The organism is Eubacterium sp. 1001713B170207_170306_E7, from assembly GCF_015547515.1.
GTDB lineage: Bacteria > Bacillota > Clostridia > Eubacteriales > Eubacteriaceae > Eubacterium.
Genome location: NZ_JADMVE010000003.1, coordinates 172,697 through 188,503, shown reverse-complemented (window position 1 = coordinate 188,503; position 15,807 = coordinate 172,697). Strand labels below are relative to the sequence as shown.

The following is a 15,807-nucleotide window of genomic DNA, read 5'->3' as shown; positions in this document are numbered from 1 at the left end:
TGGTTCACGCTTCCCGATCTATTATCCACGATCCGACGCCTGAATTTCTACTCCAGTCAGACTAAAACTGCCCGTTTTGGTAATTTTAACATCTACAATTTTCCCAATACTGTCAAAGCTGCCTTCAAAATTGACCAGCTTTCCAGTTTCGGTACGGCCGCTGAGACGGTCGGTATTATTTTTGCTGGGCTCCTCCACCAGTACGGGAAGCACTCTGCCCTCATATTTACTGTTTAAACCAAAGCTGATGCCGCGCAGCACCTCCAGCAGACGGTTCAGCCGGTCATGCTTGACCTCATCTGGGATCTGGTTTTCCATGGTCGCTGCCGGGGTTCCGGTTCGGATGGAATAGATGAACGAAAAGGCCGAGTCAAATTTACAGGCCCGCATAACCTCCAGCGTATCCTGAAAATCCTCCTCGGTTTCTCCCGGAAAGCCCACGATGATGTCCGTCGTGATGGCGACATCCGGTATTCTGCTCCGCACCCGGTCCACCAGGCCGATGATCTGTTCCTTCGTGTAGCGGCGGTTCATGGCCTTTAATATCCGGGTGCTGCCGGACTGGATCGCCAGATGAATCGCCGGGCAGACCTTCCCGCACTGGGCGATGGCCTCGATCACCTCGTCACTCAGGTCCTTCGGATGTGAGGTCATAAAGCGGATGCGCTTAATTTTCTCGATTTGGTTCAGGTCTCTGAGCAGATCGGCAAAATGGTAGCCGGTCTTTAAATCATTGCCGTAGGAATTAACATTCTGCCCTAAAAGCGTAACCTCGAGGCAGCCCTCGTCGGCCAGGCGGGTTACCTCTTCGATGATCTTTTCCGGCTGGCGGCTGACCTCACGGCCCCTGGTATAAGGGACAATACAGTAGGTGCAGAAATTATTGCACCCGTTCATAATGGTCACAAAGCTTTTAAAGGGGTACTTGCGGTCAACGGGCAGGTCCTCGATAATTTCACTGCTGTCGTCCCAGATTTCAAAAATTCGTTCGCCCCTTTGCAGATAATTTCCCAGCATCTGCGGAAACTGGTGGATGTTGTGTGTCCCGAAAACCAGATCGACCTGGGGATATTTTTCCTTTATTTTTTTAACGATCTCCGGCTGTTGCATCATACAGCCGCACACGGCCAGCACGAGATCGGGATTTACTTTTTTAACCGATTTAAAGGCGCCCAGATTCCCAAACACACGCACATCCGCGTTTTCGCGCACACTGCAGGTATTTAGAATCACCACGCCGGCTTTTTTGACATCCTCCTCGGGCGTATAGCCCATATTTTTCAGCAGGCCGGATATCTTTTCAGAGTCATTTTCATTCATCTGGCAGCCAAAGGTCATTATTTTATATGTCTTGTTCATTAAACCTCCTATTTGAGCACATACTTAAACGAATCAATGATGTTCCTGGCCGTCAGGGTGCTTTCACCATAACGCCCGGCGTAATAATCTCCCGCGGCGCCGTGGTAAAAAACACCGGCCTTGGCCGCTTCGAGCAGCTCCACGCTCTGTCCCGCAAAGCCTGCGATCATCCCGGCCAGCACGTCGCCGGAACCAGCGGTCGCCATTCCCGGGTTGCTTGTCGAGTTGAAGAACACCTCGCCCTCTGGGCTGAAGATCATGCTCCGGTAGCCCTTAAGCACCAGCACTACCTGGTATTCCTGCGCAAAACGGCGGCCGTGGCCGATGGGGTCTTTCAGGATTTCTTCCCGGTCGATGCCGGTCAGCGTTGAAAACTCGCCAAAATGCGGCGTCAGGATCACGGGGGTTTTGGATGCTTTGAGCACCTCCAGGTTTCTGGACAGGTGGAAAAGTCCGTCGGCGTCGATCACCACCGGAACCGTGGTATTATACAGAAGGTCATTCAGGATAATGCTGTAATTCTTTTTCCGGCCGATCCCAGGCCCTATGAGCACCACCCGCTTGCGGTCATGCTCAATATCCTCGCCGGTAATATTGCAGTCATAGGTTTTGATCATTACCTCGACCGGAGACCGGGCCGCCACGGGCAGATAAACCTCCAGGGGCACGTAGCTGGTAACCAGGCCTGCGCCGCTTTTCAGGGCGCCCTCAGTCGCCAGAAGCCCGGCGCCGATCATGCCCTTTGAGCCGGCGATGATCACCACTGAGCCGTAGTCGTATTTATGGGAATTCTTTTTGCGCTTTACGGGGCAGAGCAGGTCCTGCTTCTGCACAAAATACTTGTTGTTTTCAATGCTGTTTTCATCAATTCCAATGTCCACGAGTACCGGCTCGCCCACGCAGTCCGGGCCGTCATTGAGCAGGCAGCCCACTTTATAGTTCTGGATAATGATGGTCTGGTCCGCTTCCACAGCTGCCTCCAGGGTCAAGCCGTTATCACCGCGCAGCCCGGAAGGAATGTCGATGGCGACAATCCGTTTTCCACATTCGCTGACCGCACGCAGCAGCGTCTCGTACCATTCGCCCAGCGGGCGGTCCTTCAGCCCTGTTCCGAAAACAGCGTCCACCACCAGGTCCGCTCCGGCCAGAGAGGCCTCAAAGCCTTCAAGGCCTGCCTCCTGCGATAAAAACTGAACGACCACACGGGTCTCCTGAAGACGGCTGTAATTGGTCTGGCTGTCTGGGGACATTTTATCCGCAGGCTCGGTAAAAAACACCTGAACCGAAAAACCCCTCTCGCTGAGCTGTCTGGCAATGACCTGGCCGTCGCCGCCGTTGTTGCCAGGACCGCAGACCACACAGACTGACGCTCCCTCCGCCAGCGCGCTTTCGATCACCCGGGTACACTCCGTACCGGCCTTTTCCATCAAATCAATTCCACTGATACCGGAAGCGATTATTTTCTGGTCCATTTGTGCCATTTCCTGTGGCGTTACCACCTTCATTTTAGTCCTCTTTTCTTTATTGATCGCCCGCCCTTTAAGCTATGAATACCGGGCTTGTTATTCCTTAAGATGATTAGATTATATCAGACTTTATCGTCTTGTAAAGCATAAAAAAGTAAGAACCCGTGAAAGTCCTTACTTCTCTTAAATAACCTTTATTTTTACTGGTTCTCTGCCGGGGTCGGAGTCGGATTTTCCTCCGGGGTAGCCTCCGGTGTTGGCTCGGGAGTCGGCTCCGGCGTGACCGTCGGCGCAGCTGTCGGCTGTGTGTTCTGGTTCGTTGTGTCGGGGTTATTGTTTTGCTTTACTTCCTCCACAAAGGTTGACTGGCCTATACTGGCCGAGTACACCTCTTTCACCCCATCGGGTGTCATGAGAATACGGTCTGCGTAATTATAGACATCCTCCACAATAAAGGAGGAGGTTAAAAAAACCATGACAAAAGCAATGATGATAAAGACCAGAAAATCCTTACCCTTTCCCTGCTTTTTAACCTTTGGTTCCTTTACCTGCTTTTTCTTTTTTTTACTCATCTGGGTACCTCCAAATCGGCCCGCGGGTATTTATTCTTCGTTCCAGTTATGCCATACTTCCTGGATATCGTCATTGTCGTCGAACATATCCAGCATTTTTTCCATTTTTTTGGCGTCCTCTTCACTCAACGAGGTTTCGGTGGATGGGATCATGGCGACCTCACCGGACAATACCTCGATCCCGTTATCTCTCAGGGCGTCCATGACAGCCGCGAAATCCTCCGGTGTGGTTGAGATTTCATAACCTTCATCTGAGGTTTCCATATCCTCCGCGCCTGCGTCCAGGGCAACCATCATCAGCTCGTCCTCGTCGATGGCATCACTCTTTTCAATCATGATGCGGCCTTTTTTAGTAAACATAAAGCTTACGCAGCCGCTGGTTCCAAGGTTTCCGCCGTTTTTATCAAAAGCGTGGCGCACATCGCCCGCGGTTCTGTTTTTATTGTCGGTCAGGCACTGCACGATCACTGCGACGCCTGAAGGACCGTAGCCTTCATAGGTGATTTCTTCATACACTGCGCCCTGCAGCTCGCCGGCGCCTTTTTTAATGGCGCGGTCAATGTTGTCATTCGGCATGTTGGCTGCCTTGGCTTTTGCCACCGCGTCCCGCAGTCTCGCGTTCATTTCAGGGTCTGACCCGCCTTCGCGCGCTGCGACCGCGATGTATTTTGCCATCTTGGTAAAGATTTTGCCCTTGGCGGCATCCTGTTTTCCTTTTCTGTTTTTAATATTGGCCCATTTTGAATGTCCTGACATATTATTCCTCCATTTAAAGTTCAATCACCACTGCACAATAAAGCGCGTCATCCGCCTCTATTGCCAATGCTTTATAAAATTCTTGTTCCGACTATTAATTGTATCATACCACTTTCGGTTCATCAACGCTTAATTTAAAAAAGGTATGTCCACATAGCGCTGTTCCATGACCGCGTAATCAAACCGGCCATTGGTGGTTTCCCGGATCAGTGCCAGAAAAGCCTCGGTCTTTTTTACTTCAATCTCAAAATCCATGCTCACCTTTTCGCCAAAGCTTTCGGCCGCTGGCCGGAAACCCGCGGCGGACAGTACATTCATCAACCCGCCGTAGCTCGTATAGTCAATTTCAACGGTAACCATGTCAGAAAACTGTTTTTTGATCACCTGACAGCGGTTCAGCACTTCGGCCGCTGTGCCGCTGTAGGCCCGGATAAGCCCGCCGGCCCCCAGCTTAATGCCGCCAAAATAGCGGATAACCAGCACCAGCACATTTTTGATGCCCCGCTTGTTGATGACCTCCAGAATAGGCTTTCCAGCTGTTCCTGAGGGCTCTCCGTCGTCACTGGCCTTCTGTCGGGCCGGGACTGTGTTCAAAACCCAGGCGGAGCAAACGTGTGTGGCCTTATAATGTTCTTTTTTGACCGCGGCGAGAAGCGTGTCGGCTTCCGCTTCATCCTGGATGGGATAAACCCGCCCGATAAATCGGGATTTCTTGATTTCCAGCTCTGTCTCGAAAGGGGTAAGCACGGTCAGATAATCCTGCTGTTCCATTTTACCTCCTGTCACTCTGCTTCCACTTCATACTTTTCATACTGATGCGCCGGAAAATCACTGCTGACGGAAACCCGGACCCGGGTGCCTCCCGTATCGTACCGGGTATCCAAAACCGTGCTTTTTTCATGGAGCACAGCCATGGCACGGCTGTCCTCATAGGGGATACAATAGGTTTTTTCGCAGGACATGCCCCGGAGCTCACGGTCGATGCGCCCTGTCAGCGCCTCGATCTGCCATTTCTCTCTGGCCGAGATACAGATGGCGTCGCCGGCCCGGGCAGCCCTGTTTTCAAAGCGCTTCTGTTCTTCCGGCGTCAGCCTGTCCATCTTGTTGTAGACCATGAGCACCTTCTTATGGCCGGACCCGATGTCCCGCAGCACCTGGTTGACCACCTCAATCTGGCTTTTGTAATTGGGGTTGGAGGCGTCCACCACATGCAGCAGCAGGTCGGCGGTCTCTACCTCTTTAAGGGTTGTCTTAAAGGCCTTGATCAGCTCGTGGGGCAGCTTTTCAATAAAGCCGACAGTATCCGAAACCAGATAGTCGCCCGCTTCGGGGCATACCTTGCGGATAGTGGAGTCCAGGGTGATGAACAGCCCGTCTTTGATAACTGCGTCGCTCTCTGTGAGCACGTTAAACAGGGTGCTCTTGCCCGAGTTGGTATAACCGATCAGCGAGACGGTGCGGATATTGTTTTTCTGGCGGCCCTTGGCATTGAGGGCGTTGGTCTGGTTAATCTTGGCGTTTTTGCGCTCCAGCTCGTCGATCTGCCTGCGGATATGGCGGCGGTCGGTTTCCAGCTTCTTTTCACCCGGGCCGCGGGTGCCAATGCCGCCGCCGGTACGGGAGAGCACAATGCCCAGGCCTTTCAGATGGCTGAGGCGGTATTTCTGCTGGGCCAGCTCTACCTGAAGCTTCCCTTCCCTTGTTTTTGCCTGCCGGGCAAAAATGTCGAGAATGATGGTGGTTCGGTCAATGGTTTTAACGCCCGTAATACCCTCGATATTGCCGATCTGGTTGGCGCTGAGCTCATCGTTGGCCACGATGAGGTTAATATCCTGATTCTGGATTATTTTCATAATTTCCAGGAGCTTGCCCCGGCCAACGTAAAAGACCGGATCGATCTGAGGCCGGTGCTGGGTCACCACCTCAGCCACCTCACCCTCGGCCGTTTCGACCAGCCGGGCCAGCTCCTCCATGGATTCTTCCAGGTCGATGCCGCCGCGGCTGCCGTTTACCTCCACTCCGATCAGCAGCGCGCGCTCCTTCTCATCCTCAATGTCAAAGCCCGCGTTGGGGTCACGCCGCAGCGCCCGGTTGGCGGCCAGCACATAATTTTCCAGCGGAAAACGGTTCAGCTGGTCCAGGGATTCGCAGATGCCCATACCATAGACCACCTTTCCATCCCGGACTACGGGCGCGCCGATTCCAAACCGCACGGGCCCTGCTTCGCTCACGCCCACCGCCACCATACATTCCACCGATAAATGGTCCGAGGCTGTGAAATCCTCCTCGGACAGGTGCGGGTTTCCGCCGGGATGAGTATGGAGGACACGGATGCGGTTCAGGCTTTTCCGGTTCTCCTGAACCCTGGAATGGTCCAGAGGCACCTTGGACGCGTCGCCGATGCCTACATACTCAATCTTATTTTTGTCATTGGTCATCACCAGAATTTCGCGGCCAAGGGTCTTTGTCAGCCGGATCAGCACTTCAAGCACCTGTTCGTCCAGCAGCACCTGGTTCTCCATGGTGTAGCCAATCAGTTTATTCAGTTCGTCCAGGATGCTTCGGCGCACCCCTTCTGCTTTTACTTCACTCATAAATACTTCCTTAATATAGTATAATCATCGCCGTCTGTAGAGACAGCGCATTTATTATAGCACAAATGCCTTAAAAAAAGGTCGGTAATTTACTTCATCTATTCTACCCCGGAATTCTCCATTGTCGATTTCATTGCTATTTTTTTCGTTTACAGATATAATAGTACGATCAGAAACTTAAGCAAGTAGGAGGTTTTATAATGTTAGAAGATAAAACTGCCCCTGAAAATGAACCCCAGAAAAAGCAAGGCGCAAAAACGCCTCTCCGCAAGGATGCCGCCCCAAACGGCAGAAAAACGGAGAAGTCTGCTGCCAGAAGTCCCCAAAAAAAGAAAAGAGGGTGGAACAGCCGGACGATTCCCCAAAAAATCAGTCTGATTTTCATTGTTCTCTTTGCTCTGGCCGTTGTGAGCGGCGGCGCCGCCTTTGGCGTACTTTACGCCCAGACCCCGCCCCTTGACACCGGCAACTTTAATTATATTGAAAATGCCCGCATCATGGATGTCAACGGGAATTTTTATCAGGACCTTCAGGGCGCTGAGCGGCGGGAGATCGTCTCCATCGACACCATACCCGACCATGTACAGAATGCCTTTGTGGCCATCGAGGACCAGCGTTTCCGCAGCCACCATGGCGTTGACTACAAACGCTTTGGCCGGGCTCTCGCAGGCGTGCTCTTTTCCGGCGGCAGCCTGGACGGGCCGGGCGGCAGCACCATTACCCAGCAGCTCATCAAGCTCACGCACCTGACCTCGGAAAAGACCGTCACCCGTAAATTTCAGGAAATGGTGCTGGCCACAAAGCTGGAACGGGTCTATACCAAGGATCAGATTCTGGAGGCCTATCTGAATAAGATCAACCTTTCCCATGCCTGGGGCGTTCAGGCCGCCTCTGAAATCTATTTTGGCAAAAGCGTCTCCGATCTGGATGTAGCCCAGGGTGCCATACTGGCCTCCATTGCCAACTCGCCGTCCTATTATGACCCTTATGTCTACACGACCGACGAGCAGGGCAATGAGGTGTTCGCCACCGAGGCTGACGGGCGCCATACCCTGAACCCCAGCAACATGGAACGCTCCCTGCTCGTCATTGATAAAATGCTGGAGCTCGGCTATATCGACCAGGCCCAGTACGACCAGGCCAGCGCGGAGCTCACCGCTAATCAGGTAGGGCTTGTCTACAATGAGCCGGACAGCACCTACTCCTATTTTACCGACGCGGTATATGAGCAGGTCGTCACAGACCTTCAGAGCAAATACCGTTATACCGAAAATGAGGCTACCGACATGCTGCTCGGCGGCGGGCTCACCATCTACGCGACGGTCGACCCAAAGGTACAGAGCGCCATGGAGGCCGAATCGTTGAATGAAGACCTCTACCCCTCCCAGTCCGGCGCGGCAGCGGCAGCTTCCGAGGCTAAAACAGCCGACACCGGCGTCGAGACAGATTACATTCCTGAGGTCGGCATGACCGTCATTGACAACAGCACCGGCAATGTGGCCGGGATTGTCGGAGGCCGGGAGGAAAAGACCAACCTGTCCCTGAACCGGGCCACCCGCAAATTCCAGCCCGGCTCCTCGACCAAGCCCCTGACCGCCTACGGCCCCGGCATTGATACCGGCACCATCACCCTCGGCACGGTTTTTTCCGACGTGCCCATTGCCTACCAGGGCTGGCGGCCCAACAACTCCAGCGGCACCTTTGAGGGCCTGACCACCGTGCGCGAGGGGATCACCAGCTCGGTGAATACCATTGCCGTACAGGCCAATGTGGCGACCGGGCTCAACCAGTCTGCCGCCTATGGCACCCGTCTTGGCCTGGACATCGTGCAGGACGGCGATGCCAACGACATGACACCGGCAGCGCTGGCCCTTGGGGGCTATACCCACGGACAGTCCTCGCTGGCCATGGCCAGTGCCTACGCCACCTTTCCCAATATGGGAGTGCACAAAACGCCGTCCTTCTACACCAGGGTCGTGGACCGCAGCGGAAAAACGCTGCTCGAAAAAACCGACAGCTCCGAGCAGGTATTTAAACCCCAGACCGCCTATCTGATGACAGACGCCCTGAAAGGGGTGGTAAACGGCGGAACCACCAACATCTATGTGGACGGCCAGCCAGTGGCGGGAAAAACCGGAACCACCGACGAAAACCGCCACGCCTGGTTCTGCGGCTACACACCCTATTATTCCATGGCTGTCTGGTACGGCTATGACGAAAATGTCGTGGAGACCAGCGAGGGGACCTATTATCTGAACATCGGTATCTTTGGGGGCAGCAAGCCGGGGCCGGCCTCCATGTTTGAGGCTGTCATGAACGATATCCACCACGACCTCGAGTCTGCCGCCTTCCCGGATAACCCCGGCGGCATCGTCACCGCCGCCATTGACCGGGTCTCCGGCAAGCTGGCGACAGACCTGTCTGCCAGAGACCCCAGAGGCTCCATGGTCTTTAACGAGCTTTTCATCGACGGCACCGCCCCCACCGAAAAGGATGACTGCCATACGCTTGTCACCTTGGACACATCCACCAACAGCTATGTTACGCCTTACTGCCCGGCCAGCTCGGTGCAGAGCGTGGTGCGGCTGCAAAAGGTCAACCGGAATTTCCCGCAGGGCATCACCCCGGTCGATTCGGAGTATCTCACCGCCTCCGAGGCATCTGTGATGGTGCCGCCGGAGTCTCAGACCTGTCCGATACACACCACCGCCCCAGGAGTTGAGATCACCTTTCTGGTGAATGGGGGCGCTGTGGGCGGCACCATCAACATGCAGTCCGGAAACGCCATTACGGTTACCGCCAACGGCCCTAACAACGCGGCCACGGTGGTCTCTGCCAGCGGATCCTCGGCATCGGTTTCCCAGAACGGCAACCAGATTCAAATCGCTGCGGCCAGCCCCGGCGTTACCCAGATTACTGTCTCGCAGAAGATCTCTGTCAATTATCAGCAGGGAAACCAGGTGAAAACCTACGAGACCACCTACACCCGCACTTTAAACATCAATGTTACCAGCTAAAGGAGCTTATTATCATGAAGCAACCAGATTTAAATCAAATGAAACGATTCACCTGCGAGGCAGAGCAAAATGGCTGTGATTATCTTGTCTTTGACTTTATCGACAGTGACCGGCATCCAGACCTTGAAAAATCCCTGGCGGCCAGGGCTTCCGCAGAAGCAGGGCATTTCGACTATGCCCGCTGCCAAAATACGGCGGGCTTCTCCCCCAGCCGGGATTTGGAATTTTGGAGCCAGTGTGAGGAGCTGGGTGTTCTGATACACCATCTCACAGCGGCCGGAAATTATAAAGGCGTCTATTTCATTGCTGAAAATGAATGCGCGAATCTTCTGGCGGCTGTCGCCAGCGACCTGGCTTTGGACGGAGGCGAAGCCATTGAATTTTTATACATCAATCCCTCCATGAAGGCCTTTGAGCTTACCCGGATCTTTCCAGGCTTTTTAGTCCTGTCCGACCCTTATTACGCAGAGCCTTTCCAGGAACCCTACACGGCAAACCTCACCAGCAACCAGAAACAGGTTTTTAACTATCTGAAAGACGAAAACCTGCCCGGGCTGGAAAAAGTGACTGCGGATTTTCTCAGCCTCGGCTTCGATGAAAAAAAGCCCCCTGTGTTTAAGCTTCCGGATATTGGCAAGCCCCGCTATTATTTTGATCTGCAGATTCAGCACAGGGGCCTTTACCTCTATGTGCCAAAGCCGATCACAGAGGCTCAGGCCCGCGCCATCGCGGAGCTGGGCGCCAGCTATTATATTTATCTGGACGAATACAAAAACACCGGCTGGTACCGGCAGACCGAAAAACTATTCAGCGCGGTTGAACTGCCTGCGTCTCTATTCACACGGATGATATATGACCGTCTCTCCATCATCGCGGAATGGGATAATTCCCTGCCGGGAAGCTTCTCCATCAGACGCAGCCAAGACACTTACCCGCCGTTTACCGACAAGGATATCCACTATCCCGAGCCCATTTTTCTGGCGCTGGAATCACCGGAAGCGGCCAACCAGGAAAAAGTACAGCTGGACCGCGAAGAACACGAGCTGACCCAGCATTGGGAGCAGGCGTTTTCGGCGTTAAAAAACGCCTATATCCCCCTTTACAAAAAAGTCTTAAAGGCCATGAACTGTCCTTACGACGAAGCCTCCGGCGATTATTCCCACTTCCAGCGCCTGGCCTCACGGTACCTGTCTGACGACATGGGGACAACGGTTCCCGATCTGGATATGGAATGGGCGAATTACGGCGACTTGGAGTCGGGTGACACACCGCACGCACACGCGCGGTTTATACGTGAGTACCAAAAAGAGCCCGCCGCTCTGGAAGCGGAGTACGCGCAGGCGCTCTCGGAGCTCCCCTACTATTCGGCTGAGGGGATTTTGGAAAGATGCGATGATTTCTTTTTCGATGGCCCGGACAGGGATGCCTGCCGCGCCCTTTTGGTCAACGGCACAAATGCCTTTGACCGCCTCTGCGAAAAAGCCGCGGACAATCCGGATATCCTGGCGCTGAAAACACTCTGCCAGCTTTTCGGATGGGGCTGCAAAAATACGCCGTATGAAGAAACCGCGCAGCTTTACGCCGCGCTGCACGAAGCCTCCGAAAAGGGCTCGGGCCTCGGCGCTTACTTTGAGGGACTGCTGCGTCTTTCAGACAATCAATTCCCTGAGGCGGCCGAAGCCATGCGGCGTTCCTGGGAGCTCGGCTTTTCAGACGCGGCCTTTGGTATGGTTTTTTACTACAGCATGCTGGACCGCGAAAGCAAGGACCGTCCGCTTTCCCAGGAACAGCTCGTGAGAGAGCAGGAGGCCTGGCTGCAAAAGGGCCTGGGTGCAGGAAGCGCAGCCTGCTGTCTGATCAAAAAATCCGAGCTGCCAGAGGGCAGTCTTCTGCTTGAGCAGACCATTTTCCGCCAATGGCTTCATATCGCCATTGAGGCCGGCGACACAGCGGCGGCGGCTTATCGGGAGGAGGCCGGGGCGTCCGGCTTCCAGCTATAAAAATAACCGGCAATAAAAAAAGGGCGGATCCGCCCTTTTTTATTTTTTCAACAGTCCGCCCATCAGCATAAAGTATTCGGGCAGATGTTCCTCCGACATCCACTGTATCTCCTGTTTCAGGTATTTCTCAACGGACAGCCCCACATTACCGCCCATGGATTCCACCGAATGGCGCATTCTTTCCGGCCGGCGGCAGGGCTCTCCCAGAGGTCTTGTACAGTTCCCTTCCCCACAGACATCACAGCTGCCCATGGACAGGGCCAAACTGCCCGGGTATTGGGCCTCAAGCTTTATGAGCTCTGTCTCAAGGGCCTGGCTCTCCCTTTTAAGGATCTGTCCGGAAATTCTTTTAAAATCTTCTGCCGTACCGTTCAGGCCCTCAAGGATGATTTTTTTCCCGCTCATATAAAAGCGCCGGTAGGCCCGCCAGGTATCCTCCGGCGAAAAATCAAAGGGCGGACAGGCCCAGGTTTTACCATAGCTCGGGCAGGCCTCACAATAGCCTGAAAAAGTGGGAATATCCACACAGCTTTCCATGTATTCCGAAACGGGAACCTCGGCCACGTAGGCCTCCACCCGGTATTTGGGCAGCTCCGCCATTTCAAATGTCCTGTCTTTCGCATTATCAGCCATTGTCATTCCTCCTGTAATCATTTACCTGTACTCAGTATAGTGACAAAAATCCTGATTGTCAAACCTTTTCATTTTTGTAGAAGCATATCGGTCTCTGACCAGCCGCTAAAAAACACCCTCCACCAAAAGCAGAGGGTGTTTAAAAGACGTCTATTCTCCCAGGTCTTCCTTAACCGATACAATAACCTTGGCATCGTAGGACGCAAAGGCATCGTCCACCAGGCGCTTTCTGGGCGGCTTGGTCAGAAGGCTGATCACCGGCACAAAGATCAGCCCCATGATCATGGCAAAGGCGCCCGCGTTGATGGGCGACTGCAGCAGCGGCGGAAAAGCCGTGCGGAAGATCATATTGCAGACCATGAGCACGGTGCTGAAGATAAAGGAAACCCAGACCGCCGCCTTGGTGGCACGCTTCCAGTATAAGCCGTAAAGGAACGGCGCCAGAAATGCCCCGGCCAGCGCTCCCCAGGATATACCCATGAGCTGGGCAATAAAGGTGACCGAGCTTCTGTACTGCACAATGGCGATGACCACTGAGATCAGGATAAAGACCACGATCAGGCAGCGGATCGTAAACACCTGCTTCTTTTCATCCATGTTCTTAATCAGGTTGTCCTTGATCAGATCAAGGGCCAGGGTCGAGCTGGACGCCATGACCAGTGAGGACAGCGTGGACATAGAGGCCGACAGCACCAGGATCACCACGATCCCAATGAGCAGGGACGGCAGATCCTCCAGCATGGTGGGGATAATGGAGTCATAGCCTCCGGCCGCAAGATCAATCCGGTCGGAGAACAGACGGCCAAAGCCGCCTAAGAAATATGACCCGCCCGCCACAATAATGGCGAAGAAGGTGGAAATCACCATGCCCTTATTGATGGAGTGCTCATCCTTGATCGCGTAAAATTTACCGACCATCTGCGGCAGGCCCCAGGTTCCCAGAGAGGTCAGGATAATCACCCCCAGCAGGGACAACGGGTCCGGGCCAAAGAAGGAGGTAAAAGCCCCCGCCTGGCTGGATACCGCCGGATCATTGACATGGGACAGGGTATTCAGCGCTTCCATAAAGCCGCCGTTGTTCCCCAGAACCACAGCCACCACTGCGATGATCCCAAAGATCATGATAATCCCCTGGATAAAATCGTTGATGGCCGTGGCCATATAGCCCCCGGCGATGACGTAAATCCCGGTGAGAACCGCCATGACAATAATGCAGACCGTATAGTCAATATTAAAGGCCATGCCGAAAAGGCGGGAAAGCCCGTTATAGAGCGAGGCCGTGTAGGGAATTAAAAACACAAAGGTGATGATGGACGCCCCGATTTTCAGCTTATTGGAATCAAAGCGCTTGCCGAAAAACTCCGGCATGGTCGCCGTATCCAGATACTGGGTCATGATCCGGGTGCGCCGTCCCAGCACCACCCAGGCCAGAAGCGAGCCTAAAACCGCGTTGCCCAGGCCGATCCAGGTGGACGCGACCCCAAACTTCCAGCCAAACTGTCCGGCGTAACCCACAAAGATAACGGCGGAAAAATAAGAAGTGCCATAAGAAAAAGCCGTTAGCCACGGGCCGACGGACCGGCCCCCCAATACAAACCCATTGACATCGGTGGCATGCTTCCGGCAGTAAAAGCCAACAACCACCATACTGGCAAAAAACGCCACGAGTAAAACAATTTTTTCTGTCATTTCAAACCATAATCCTCTCCTTTTAATCTGCGGATCATCCGCTATACCAAAACGCGACAAAAGCATCCGTCGGACAGGAAAATGGCAAATAAAAAACGCCCGTCCTCCAGACAGAGGACGAGCGTTAACATACCCGTGGTACCACCTCAATTTCACACCGCCTTGCAGCCAGTGTGCTCACAGGGTACGGCGCGCACACGCTTATACCCCTGCGCTTTAACGGGCGCACCCGTTGCAGTCTACTCGGAAAATCCTTTCGGTGCACAGCTCGCAAAATGTATTCAAAACGCCGTTCTCACTGCCTCACACCAACCGGCAGCTCTCTGGGAGACTTAAGCATTCCTACTTCTTTCTGGTCACAGCCTTTAACATTGCAGTTTCGATTTTTAAATTCTATCATGTTAAAGTGTATCTGTCAATCCGTCAAAAATAAATTTCTTCGGGAAATCTTGGTTTTTAGTGTAAAACCGTGCTATAATGGGCATATCAAGCATTGAGGAGGCCTTCTGATGAACCTATTTACCAAACGATACGACCGCAACTTCCCGGCCTTTTCGCCGGATGATTTTGCCGTTATCCAGCGCAGCACCGTCAGCGTGGTGGGCTGCGGCGGCCTCGGCGGCTATATTATCGAGGCGCTGGCCCGCATTGGCATCGACGGGCTTATTCTGATCGACGGCGATATTTTCGATGTCTCCAACCTTAACCGCCAGCTGCTGTGCACCGAGGAAAACATCGGCTTTCCAAAGGCCGAGGCGGCTGCCTCAAGGGTACACGCCATTAACAGCAGTGTCAGTGTCACCGTCTACGACGCTTTTTTAAACGAGAGCAACGCCGAGGAGTTTATCGCCGACAGCGATGTTGTCATCGACGCTCTGGACAATATCCCGGCGCGCCTGACACTCCAGAAGGCCTGCAAAAATCTGGAAAAGCCCCTGGTTCACGGCGCCATCGGCGGCTTTAACGCCCAGGTCACCACGGTTTTTCCGGGTGACGATACCCTCTCCCTGCTTTACAAAATCAAGGATGGCGACGCCGCCTACAAGCCCCAGAGCGGCGGAAATCCGGCGTTTACGCCCGCCCTTGCCGCGGCGGTAGAAGTAAGCGAAGCCCTGAAGGTTCTCACCGGAAAAGGGGAAATTCTGCGCAAAAAACTGCTGTACATCGACCTGCTCGACAATGAATTCACAACCTTTGATCTTTAAGGAGGATACCATGTTTACTGTAGCCATTTTAACCCTCAGCGATAAAGGCTCCCGCGGAGAACGCAAGGACAAAAGCGGTCCGGTCATTGCTGAAATGCTGGATACCGACCTGTATGAGGTGGTGCACACCGCCATTCTGCCCGACGAAAGACATGTGATCGAGAGTAATCTGAAAGCCCTGTGCGACGCCATCGACCCGGTAAACCTGATTCTGACCACAGGCGGCACAGGCTTTTCCCCCAGGGACGTCACCCCCGAGGCCACCGTCTCCGTCTGTGACCGGCTCACCCCGGGCATTCCTGAGGCCATGCGTTATGAGAGCCTGAAGATCACCCCAAAGGCCATGCTGAGCCGAAGCGCCGCCGGCATCCGCGGGCGCACCCTCATCATCAATCTGCCCGGCAGCCCGAAAGCCGTCCGCGAGAACCTGGCCGCCATCCTGCCCGCCCTGGATCACGGGCTTGAAATGCTGTTGAGCGCTGGCTCAGCCGACTGTGCCGCACCCGAAAAGTAGCA

General features: G+C 54.0%; 12 protein-coding genes and 1 other annotated feature. Of the genes, 4 read left to right on the top strand and 8 right to left on the bottom strand.

Translation table 11 applies throughout. The features are described from left to right. Nucleotides 1–21: 21 nt before the first annotated feature. The 6 genes from miaB to hflX all read right to left on the bottom strand — a co-directional run bounded on the left by miaB (nt 22) and on the right by hflX (nt 6,747). Nucleotides 22–1,359 (bottom strand): tRNA (N6-isopentenyl adenosine(37)-C2)-methylthiotransferase MiaB, encoded by a 1,338-nt coding sequence (gene miaB / locus I2B62_RS08850; RefSeq protein ID WP_195268610.1) that lies wholly within the window; start codon nt 1,357–1,359, stop codon nt 22–24. Between the two features lie 8 nt (nt 1,360–1,367). Further along, nucleotides 1,368–2,864 (bottom strand): NAD(P)H-hydrate dehydratase, encoded by a 1,497-nt coding sequence (locus I2B62_RS08845; protein WP_195268609.1) that lies wholly within the window; start codon nt 2,862–2,864, stop codon nt 1,368–1,370. A 161-nt stretch (nt 2,865–3,025) separates the two neighbouring features. Continuing rightward, complete coding sequence (locus I2B62_RS08840) at nt 3,026–3,397, bottom strand: hypothetical protein (RefSeq protein ID WP_195268608.1); 372 nt, start codon at nt 3,395–3,397, stop codon at nt 3,026–3,028. Nucleotides 3,398–3,427: 30 nt separating this feature from the next. Beyond that, nucleotides 3,428–4,153 carry a YebC/PmpR family DNA-binding transcriptional regulator gene (locus I2B62_RS08835; RefSeq protein WP_195268607.1) on the bottom strand — a complete coding sequence of 242 codons (726 nt, stop codon included), beginning with the start codon at nt 4,151–4,153 and terminating at the stop codon, nt 3,428–3,430. Between the two features lie 129 nt (nt 4,154–4,282). After that, nucleotides 4,283–4,924, bottom strand: coding sequence for a YigZ family protein (locus tag I2B62_RS08830; protein WP_195268606.1), 642 nt, complete (start codon nt 4,922–4,924; stop codon nt 4,283–4,285). An 11-nt stretch (nt 4,925–4,935) separates the two neighbouring features. Continuing rightward, a complete protein-coding gene (hflX, locus tag I2B62_RS08825; protein WP_195268605.1) occupies nt 4,936–6,747 on the bottom strand; it encodes a GTPase HflX in 1,812 nt (603 codons plus the stop codon). Nucleotides 6,748–6,947: 200 nt separating this feature from the next. On the opposite strand from hflX, the gene I2B62_RS08820 reads away from it, so the two are divergent. Beyond that, nucleotides 6,948–9,764 carry a transglycosylase domain-containing protein gene (locus I2B62_RS08820; protein ID WP_195268604.1) on the top strand — a complete coding sequence of 939 codons (2,817 nt, stop codon included), beginning with the start codon at nt 6,948–6,950 and terminating at the stop codon, nt 9,762–9,764. Between the two features lie 14 nt (nt 9,765–9,778). Continuing rightward, nucleotides 9,779–11,764 (top strand): hypothetical protein, encoded by a 1,986-nt coding sequence (locus I2B62_RS08815; protein WP_195268603.1) that lies wholly within the window; start codon nt 9,779–9,781, stop codon nt 11,762–11,764. A 39-nt stretch (nt 11,765–11,803) separates the two neighbouring features. Here the strand turns inward: I2B62_RS08815 and I2B62_RS08810 are convergent, their stop codons facing one another. Both I2B62_RS08810 and I2B62_RS08805 read right to left on the bottom strand, forming a co-directional pair. Continuing rightward, nucleotides 11,804–12,397 carry a DUF2284 domain-containing protein gene (locus I2B62_RS08810; protein WP_195268602.1) on the bottom strand — a complete coding sequence of 198 codons (594 nt, stop codon included), beginning with the start codon at nt 12,395–12,397 and terminating at the stop codon, nt 11,804–11,806. A 150-nt stretch (nt 12,398–12,547) separates the two neighbouring features. Next, the gene (locus I2B62_RS08805) at nt 12,548–14,086 is read right to left on the bottom strand and encodes a sodium:solute symporter (RefSeq protein WP_195268601.1); all 1,539 of its coding nucleotides are present in this window, start codon (nt 14,084–14,086) and stop codon (nt 12,548–12,550) included. Between the two features lie 110 nt (nt 14,087–14,196). Next, nucleotides 14,197–14,455 (bottom strand) — a binding site (T-box leader). A gap of 140 nt (nt 14,456–14,595) precedes the next feature. Between I2B62_RS08805 and I2B62_RS08800 the strand changes: the two genes are divergently transcribed. Next, nucleotides 14,596–15,291 carry a HesA/MoeB/ThiF family protein gene (locus tag I2B62_RS08800; protein ID WP_195268600.1) on the top strand — a complete coding sequence of 232 codons (696 nt, stop codon included), beginning with the start codon at nt 14,596–14,598 and terminating at the stop codon, nt 15,289–15,291. A gap of 10 nt (nt 15,292–15,301) precedes the next feature. Next, a complete protein-coding gene (locus tag I2B62_RS08795; protein ID WP_195268599.1) occupies nt 15,302–15,805 on the top strand; it encodes a MogA/MoaB family molybdenum cofactor biosynthesis protein in 504 nt (167 codons plus the stop codon). Nucleotides 15,806–15,807: the final 2 nt, after the last annotated feature.

Coding starts and splice junctions, on each gene's coding strand:
- miaB (WP_195268610.1), bottom strand. CDS start 1,359: ATGAACAAGACATATAAAATAATGACCTTTGGCTGCCAGATGAATGAA.
- I2B62_RS08845 (WP_195268609.1), bottom strand. CDS start 2,864: ATGAAGGTGGTAACGCCACAGGAAATGGCACAAATGGACCAGAAAATA.
- I2B62_RS08840 (WP_195268608.1), bottom strand. CDS start 3,397: ATGAGTAAAAAAAAGAAAAAGCAGGTAAAGGAACCAAAGGTTAAAAAG.
- I2B62_RS08835 (WP_195268607.1), bottom strand. CDS start 4,153: ATGTCAGGACATTCAAAATGGGCCAATATTAAAAACAGAAAAGGAAAA.
- I2B62_RS08830 (WP_195268606.1), bottom strand. CDS start 4,924: ATGGAACAGCAGGATTATCTGACCGTGCTTACCCCTTTCGAGACAGAG.
- hflX (WP_195268605.1), bottom strand. CDS start 6,747: ATGAGTGAAGTAAAAGCAGAAGGGGTGCGCCGAAGCATCCTGGACGAA.
- I2B62_RS08820 (WP_195268604.1), top strand. CDS start 6,948: ATGTTAGAAGATAAAACTGCCCCTGAAAATGAACCCCAGAAAAAGCAA.
- I2B62_RS08815 (WP_195268603.1), top strand. CDS start 9,779: ATGAAGCAACCAGATTTAAATCAAATGAAACGATTCACCTGCGAGGCA.
- I2B62_RS08810 (WP_195268602.1), bottom strand. CDS start 12,397: ATGGCTGATAATGCGAAAGACAGGACATTTGAAATGGCGGAGCTGCCC.
- I2B62_RS08805 (WP_195268601.1), bottom strand. CDS start 14,086: ATGACAGAAAAAATTGTTTTACTCGTGGCGTTTTTTGCCAGTATGGTG.
- I2B62_RS08800 (WP_195268600.1), top strand. CDS start 14,596: ATGAACCTATTTACCAAACGATACGACCGCAACTTCCCGGCCTTTTCG.
- I2B62_RS08795 (WP_195268599.1), top strand. CDS start 15,302: ATGTTTACTGTAGCCATTTTAACCCTCAGCGATAAAGGCTCCCGCGGA.